The 6,331-nt window shown below is 62.1% G+C and carries 7 protein-coding genes; all 7 read right to left on the bottom strand.

Annotated features, from left to right (window positions below; all coding sequences use genetic code 11):
- Positions 1-94, bottom strand: a 94-nt coding sequence (locus DYL59_RS12000; RefSeq protein WP_135289365.1) for an Rsd/AlgQ family anti-sigma factor, incomplete at its 3' end; no start/stop codon positions are given.
- 208 nt (positions 95-302) lie between these two features.
- A complete protein-coding gene (locus DYL59_RS11995; protein WP_135289364.1) occupies positions 303-824 on the bottom strand; it encodes a disulfide bond formation protein B in 522 nt (173 codons plus the stop codon).
- 238 nt (positions 825-1,062) lie between these two features.
- On the bottom strand, positions 1,063-2,304 hold the full coding sequence (locus DYL59_RS11990; RefSeq protein WP_135289363.1) for a heme biosynthesis protein HemY: 1,242 nt from the start codon (positions 2,302-2,304) through the stop codon (positions 1,063-1,065).
- A gap of 5 nt (positions 2,305-2,309) precedes the next feature.
- Positions 2,310-3,422 carry a uroporphyrinogen-III C-methyltransferase gene (locus DYL59_RS11985; RefSeq protein WP_135289362.1) on the bottom strand — a complete coding sequence of 371 codons (1,113 nt, stop codon included), beginning with the start codon at positions 3,420-3,422 and terminating at the stop codon, positions 2,310-2,312.
- A gap of 41 nt (positions 3,423-3,463) precedes the next feature.
- Complete coding sequence (locus DYL59_RS11980) at positions 3,464-4,213, bottom strand: uroporphyrinogen-III synthase (protein WP_135289361.1); 750 nt, start codon at positions 4,211-4,213, stop codon at positions 3,464-3,466.
- On the bottom strand, positions 4,210-5,151 hold the full coding sequence (gene hemC, locus DYL59_RS11975) for a hydroxymethylbilane synthase (RefSeq protein WP_135289360.1): 942 nt from the start codon (positions 5,149-5,151) through the stop codon (positions 4,210-4,212). Before hemC ends, DYL59_RS11980 begins: the two co-directional genes overlap by 4 nt.
- A 138-nt stretch (positions 5,152-5,289) precedes the next feature.
- Positions 5,290-6,036: a LytR/AlgR family response regulator transcription factor gene (locus DYL59_RS11970; RefSeq protein ID WP_135289359.1), complete on the bottom strand. Its 747-nt coding sequence runs from the start codon at positions 6,034-6,036 to the stop codon at positions 5,290-5,292.
- Positions 6,037-6,331 lie beyond the last annotated feature (295 nt).

Below are 6,331 nucleotides of genomic sequence, written 5' to 3'. Positions count from 1 at the left end.
CCTGAATCAGTTCGTGGCGCTCCAGCAGCCATCTGTCGATGAGCTTGTGCACCCCACCCCAGCGTTCCTGAGCATTCTGACAACTTTCCAGCATGATGATCTCTCTTCCCTATAGGGGCGCTGCCGCCTGGTGCCCGCGCAACACTTCAAGGATAAGCGGCAGCCGGACAAGGCCGCGTCTGACAAACGGTTTCGACGACATGTGCGGGCCAGATTATGCCCGCATGCCTATGGCTTCAAGGTACGCAGGAGAGAAAGTTCATACAAGTGTTTAATCCCGTCCTACAAATCTTGCCCTGTGTTTAGTGGCTTGTCGGGCGAAAATGCCTGCTCAACAGCAGCCGCGAAAACTGCAGGATGCCAAGGATCAACATCCCCACGAAGAACAACAGGCTCCACTCAGGCAAGCTTAGGTCAAACAAGGTCCAGTTGAGTTCCGCGCAGTCGACAGTCCCTTTGAGGGTCAATTGCAACGCCTGCCAGAACGACAGGTTTTCGATCATGTAGTGCAGGCTGGGCCAGCAGTCACCTACCTGGTCAGGCGCGACATTTTGCAGCAGCACCTGGCGTACGGCCGTAATGGCGCCGAGCGCGGCGCAGGCCATGCTCGCCAGCCCATAGACGTAGGCGGCCCAATTGCGAGGGTTGTGGAGGGCGCCGAGCAGATTGATCAGCGCAAAGGCCGCCAGCAAGATCCGTTGCAGCTGGCACAGGAAACACGGGCGCAAAGAGGCGCCGAATTCAAGATAAAAAGACGCTCCCAACGTAAGCGCACCCGCCATGAACGCAAGGAAAAATAATGAGCGTGAAGGGGCCAAAGACATGCTTTATCCGCATCGCGAAAGATAGGCCGCTACGGTAGAGGAAAGGCCTGACTCCTTTCAATAAGCACTGGACCAGACATTTCCGCGACAACGTAAGGACATCCCATCAGAAACTGGAAGACTTCACGAAAAGGAACGTAGGACTCTGCCGAAAAAGCCGCCGGGCCCCTTATCCATAGGGGCCCAAGAGGAGTAATGGTCAGACACTTCTGAACCTACCCTCGGACACTTTCCTACCTCAAACCCGAGCAGGAATAGGCAGAGGCGAAGCCAGCAAGCGGCTATCCAACAACCCCAGCCCCTCCTGGAACAACTGGTTGCTGCGCTCAGTGTCGCCCAACTGGGCAAGCAGACGCGCCAACTCGGCACAGGCCTCAGGGTTGCGCTGTACATGCAGGCTGCTTTCCAGATAGTCCCGCGCCTTGCCCCACAAGCTGTTTTGCAGGCACAACCGACCCAACGTCAGCAGCAGGCTGGCATCGGCGGGATGGTCCTTGAGCCAACCTTCGGCAAATTTCAATTGCCGCGCCGGATCAGCACCGCGCAGCAGGCCGTAGAGACGGATGAGGTGGCTGTCGTAATCGCGCTTGATCGCACCACGTAGCGCCTCCTCGGCCTTGGCATCGGCACCCAACTGACGCAGTTGCTCGGCATAGGCCAGCACCAGTTGCGGTTCCTGGCGCTGGGCGGAAGTGAGTTGCTGCCAGGCCCGCTCCAGGGACTGCAGGCTTGCTTCGCCCTGCTCTTCGCGCTGGGCCGCCAGGCTCAGGTTTTCACCCCAGGCACGGCGTTCCAGCTCAGCCAGTTCGCTGGCAGGCAGCACCTTGTCCTTGCGCAACTCCGGCAACAGGCGAATCACTGACGACCAGTCGCCCCGCTGTTGATGCAGGCGCTGCAACTGACGCAACACCTGAGCGTTATGGGGATGGCGCTCGTGCATGGCCTGCAAGGTGGTCAGCGCGCCGTCGGTATCGCCGCGGTCCAACTGCAGCTGCGCATGGCTCAAGGCGATGGCCAGTTCGGCCTGAGGCTGACGCTCCAGTGCTCGCTCAAGCAAACCATCGGACTCTTCATAGCGCCCCTGCTCATTGGCCGCCCTGGCCGCACCGAGGTAGTACAGCAGTGGCTGGCGCTCCGCCTCGGCAGCACGGTGCAGATGGCGCTCGGCGCTGGCCCAGCGGCCTTCGGCGAGGTCCATCTGGCCCTGCTCGATAGCGATCTGAACACGGCGGCTGCGGTTGCGCCGCGACCACGGGTTGACCACGCCACCCGACGCGGTCACCAGGCTCAGCAGCACGCGAACCAGGTAGATCGCCAGGCCGATGGCAAACACCGCCACCAACGTCGCCCACAGGCTCGACTCGTAGTGCAGCACATGGGGGTAGGTAATCAGCACGTAGCCTGTGTGTTTCGAAATGCCCACGGCCAGTGCCAGCGCGATTGCAATCACCAGCACCAGGATCACATAGAAACGCTTCATCGGTTCTACTCCTGCTTGGCCGGCGTGGCCGCCGCCTTGGCTTCATCGGCAGAGAGATGCCGACGCTCCAGGTACGCCTGCACGGCCGCCAGGCTCGCGGCCAGGTCCGGCGTCACCACGGACACGGCCTTGGGCTCAAGCTCGGCAATACGTGCCAGCATCGCCTTGCTCTGCGGGTTGTCCTGGTTGAAGTTGTCCTGCAACACACTGCGCGCTTCGCCAAGGGAGCGGCTATACACCGCCGACTCACCATTGAGCGCGGCCCATTGCGCCTGCTCCAGGGCCAGGCTCAGGGCCAGGCGCACCTGGTTCAGGCCTTGGCCAGCCAGCAGCGGACGGATGTTGTCGTCAGGGTTGAAGTCAATCCGGAAGTATCGGGAAATCTGCTCCCACCACTGGCTCCAGCGGCTGTCGGTATCCGTGGTCGGGCGTCCTTGTGACGCGGGCTCGGTCAACTGGTACTCAGGCGCGATGGCTGCCAGCTGCACCACCTGGTCACGCAGCGCGGCCAATTGCAGGTACAGGCCAGTACGGTCCGGCTGCTCGGTGCTGCGCAGCGCGGCCAGACTCTTGGCCAATTGCTCGCGGGCGGCGTAGGAGCCTGGGTCGCTTTGCTCGCGAAGAATCTCGTCGGCCCCCTGCACCAGCGACTGGGCGCTATTGATATCTTGCAGCGCAGACAGGCGCAGGCTCGCCAAACGAATCAGGTGCTCGGCTTCAGCCAAGCGCCAGTCCTGGCGACTGGCACCCAGCACGGTCTCCAGGCGCTGGCTCAGGCGTTGTTGATCACCTTGCAGTTGGGCGACCAGCCGGCGGCGCTCCTCCAGCTCATCGGCTCCCGGCAACTGGGCCAGGCGTGCCGCCAGTTGCTGCTGGCTCTGCTTGAGGGACTGGGCTTGGTCATCCAGCGTCCGCACCTGGCCCAGTTGCTGCTGGCTGCTCGCTTGCAGGGCGCGGACCTGCCAGATCCCCCACCCGCCAGCGGCGACCCCGGCAGCGCCCAGCAGCAAGGCGACGATTGCCAGGCCATTGCCACGGCGCGGCGTGGTGACCGGTGACTCAACCGGCGCATCGAGTGCGGGTTGGGTTTCATCTTTAGGCAAGGCTGTTTCGCTCACGTATCCGTCCTTTGCGTATCAGAGAGTGGCGGCGGCCTTCCTTAAAAGGTCGTGCTACGCAACGCCACTAACAAAGCCGTGGCACTTGCACCACGACAATCCACAACTTTTTCTGCACCAGCAGCCTGCGCCATCTCCTGGACTCGCGGGCTGGGCACGAACAACGGCAACTGCGCCACCTGGGGCCAATCGGCGCCGGCCAAGGCCTGCAGGTTCATAAAACCCTGCCCACTGCTGACCACCAGGCCGTTCAGGCGTTCCAACTGGATGCGTTGCATCAGCACCCCGGCGTCGTAGGCCGGAAGGAAACGACGGTACAACTCCAGGTAGTCGACACTAGCACCTTGCTCACGCAAACGCTCAGCCAGCAGCTCGCGCCCGCCCTCGCCGCGCAGGATCAACACCCGCGCACCGGGGCGTGCGATAGCCTCGCGCAACGCGGGCAATTGAAGCAAGGCCTCGCTGTCATCGCCAGAGAAAGGATAGTGAACGGTGAGGCCGTGATCAGCCAATACCTGCGCGGTAGCGGCACCGACGCTGAACCATGGCGTATGCGGCCAGGCCTGGTTCAACTGCTGCACCGCCAGGCGCGCGGCAGGCTTGCTCACCACGATCACCGCGCAATAGCGGCCAAGGTCATGAAAAACCGCCTGCTGCCCAGGCGTGACTGGAAGCGGCTCGATGTCCAACAACGGCAGACTGCTGCTGAAAATACCGGCCTGTGAAAGCGACGCCGCCAGGGTCGCCGACTCCTCGGCAGGCCGCGTCAGCAGCACTCGCCATTGGGTCACTGCGGGCCGGCCTCGCCATAGACTTTCTGCAGGATAGCGCCCGCGCCCTTATCCAGCAGTTCCTCGGCCACCTGAATACCCAGGGCCGTGGCATCACGCTGCGGCCCGCGTACTTCGGCGGTCAACAGGGTGCCGCCGTCGGGGTCGCCCACCAGGCCACGCAGCCACAGGTTTTCACCTTCCAGCACGGCGTAGCACGCGATCGGAACCTGGCAGCCGCCGTTGAGGTGTTTGTTCAGGGCACGTTCGGCCGTGACGCGCACTTCAGTGTCGTGGTGGTCGAGGGGTTTGAGCAGGGCCTGGATCTCGGTGTCGGCGGTGCGGCATTCGATGCCCACCGCGCCCTGTCCGCCTGCCGGCAAGCTGTCCTCGACACTGATGGCCGAGGTGATGCGGTCTTCAAAGCCCAGGCGGATCAGGCCGGCCGCGGCGAGAATGATCGCGTCATACTCACCGGCGTCGAGCTTGGCCAAGCGGGTGTTGACGTTGCCGCGCAGGAAGCGGATCTGCAGGTCGGGTCGGCGAGTCAGTAGCTGAGCCTGGCGACGCAGGCTGGAGGTGCCGACAATACTGCCCAGGGGCAGATCATCCAGGGAAGCGTAGGTATTGGAAACGAAGGCATCGCGAGGGTCTTCGCGCTCGCAGATACAAAAAAGGCCCAGGCCTTCGGGGAAGTCCATGGGCACGTCTTTCATCGAATGCACGGCGATGTCGGCTTCGTTTTCCAGCAGTGCGGTTTCCAGTTCCTTGACGAACAAACCCTTGCCGCCGATCTTCGACAGCGGCGAGTCCAGCAGCTTGTCGCCGCGACTGACCATGGGCACCAGGGACACCGTAAGGCCCGGATGGGCCTGCTCAAGGCGTGCTTTGACGTATTCGGCCTGCCACAAGGCCAGGGCGCTTTTACGGGTGGCGATGCGGATTTCGCGAGAGGACATGGATCAATCCGTACTGAATAGATACGGCAGATAATAACAGCTCAGCCAAATACGCTTTGATTTGAATCAGCAAGTGCGGGGCCTCCCTGGCCGCGTCGCACCGGGATAAGCAATGCAGGTGCGGCAAAAGCGCTCGGGCTAAAGCTGCTGCATCATTTTGCGCACACCGGCCACATGGCGTCGGCTGACGATCAAGGCATCGCCGTTAAGCCCTTTGAGGAATAACTGGAAGTGCCCCAGGGGCGTGCGTTGCAGGCGCTCTATTCGCTCGCGGGCCACCAGCGCATTGCGGTGGATACGCACGAAGCGATCGCCAAATTCATCCTCAAGGGCCTTGAGCGGCTCATCGAGCAGCACCTCGCCGGCTTCGTGACGCAGGGTCACGTACTTGTGGTCCGCAATGAAGTAGACCACCTGGCTCAGCGGGATCAGTTCGATGCCTTTGCGGGTGCGGGCGCTGATATGACTGCGCGGCCCGTTGCCACTTTGGGCAGCAGGTTGGGTAAGGGCGGCCAGCTGGATGCGGTTGGGCCGCTCGGCCTTCTTGAGGGCCTTGAGCAGCGCTTCGCCCGTCACCGGCTTGGCTACGAAGCTGGCACCGCTGGCGTCCAGGGTCTCGGTGGAAAACTCTTCCTGGGTCGCACAAAACACCACGGCCGGTGGTGACTCTCGCTCGCTCAGGCGGGCCGCAACCTGCAGGCCGTCGAGGCCCGGCATGCGGATATCGAGCAACACCACATCGGGCTTGAGGCTGTCGATCAGCGTCAACGCCTCTTCGCCGTTGGTGGCGCTCGGTTCAAGGACTGTATAACCCTCAAGCTCATTGACCAAACGGCTCAGTCGCTCGCGGGCTTGGGGTTCGTCATCAACGATCAGGACATTCATATTGCGCTGGATTCCTGCGTGAGTCTCGCACAAGGATAGCGTAGACAGGTGCGGTGACTTGCGTCACTGCGATCCACGCTAAGACTAGCGCGAGCGGCAAAAAGTGCCCTGGCAGCGGCACCCATATTTACCCGGACCTGTTCAATAGCGCCCAAGACCTGCTGCCTGCGGGCATCGTCGTAGGGTTTGCTGATACACAATCCGAATACCCCCCGTTTCAAATGGATAGTCTGGGTTCTGACCGCATCACCCGACTTTGGTGCATTCACACACTATCAGTCCAACTGTAGACGCT

The organism is Pseudomonas kairouanensis (assembly GCF_004682055.1).
In the GTDB taxonomy this organism is placed as follows: domain Bacteria; phylum Pseudomonadota; class Gammaproteobacteria; order Pseudomonadales; family Pseudomonadaceae; genus Aquipseudomonas; species Aquipseudomonas kairouanensis.
The sequence above is the reverse complement of the archived record's forward strand: the minus strand, read 5'-3'. Positions and strand labels throughout refer to the sequence as shown.

Coding starts and splice junctions, on each gene's coding strand:
- DYL59_RS11995 (WP_135289364.1), bottom strand. CDS start 824: ATGTCTTTGGCCCCTTCACGCTCATTATTTTTCCTTGCGTTCATGGCG.
- DYL59_RS11990 (WP_135289363.1), bottom strand. CDS start 2,304: ATGAAGCGTTTCTATGTGATCCTGGTGCTGGTGATTGCAATCGCGCTG.
- hemC (WP_135289360.1), bottom strand. CDS start 5,151: ATGTCCTCTCGCGAAATCCGCATCGCCACCCGTAAAAGCGCCCTGGCC.
- DYL59_RS11970 (WP_135289359.1), bottom strand. CDS start 6,036: ATGAATGTCCTGATCGTTGATGACGAACCCCAAGCCCGCGAGCGACTG.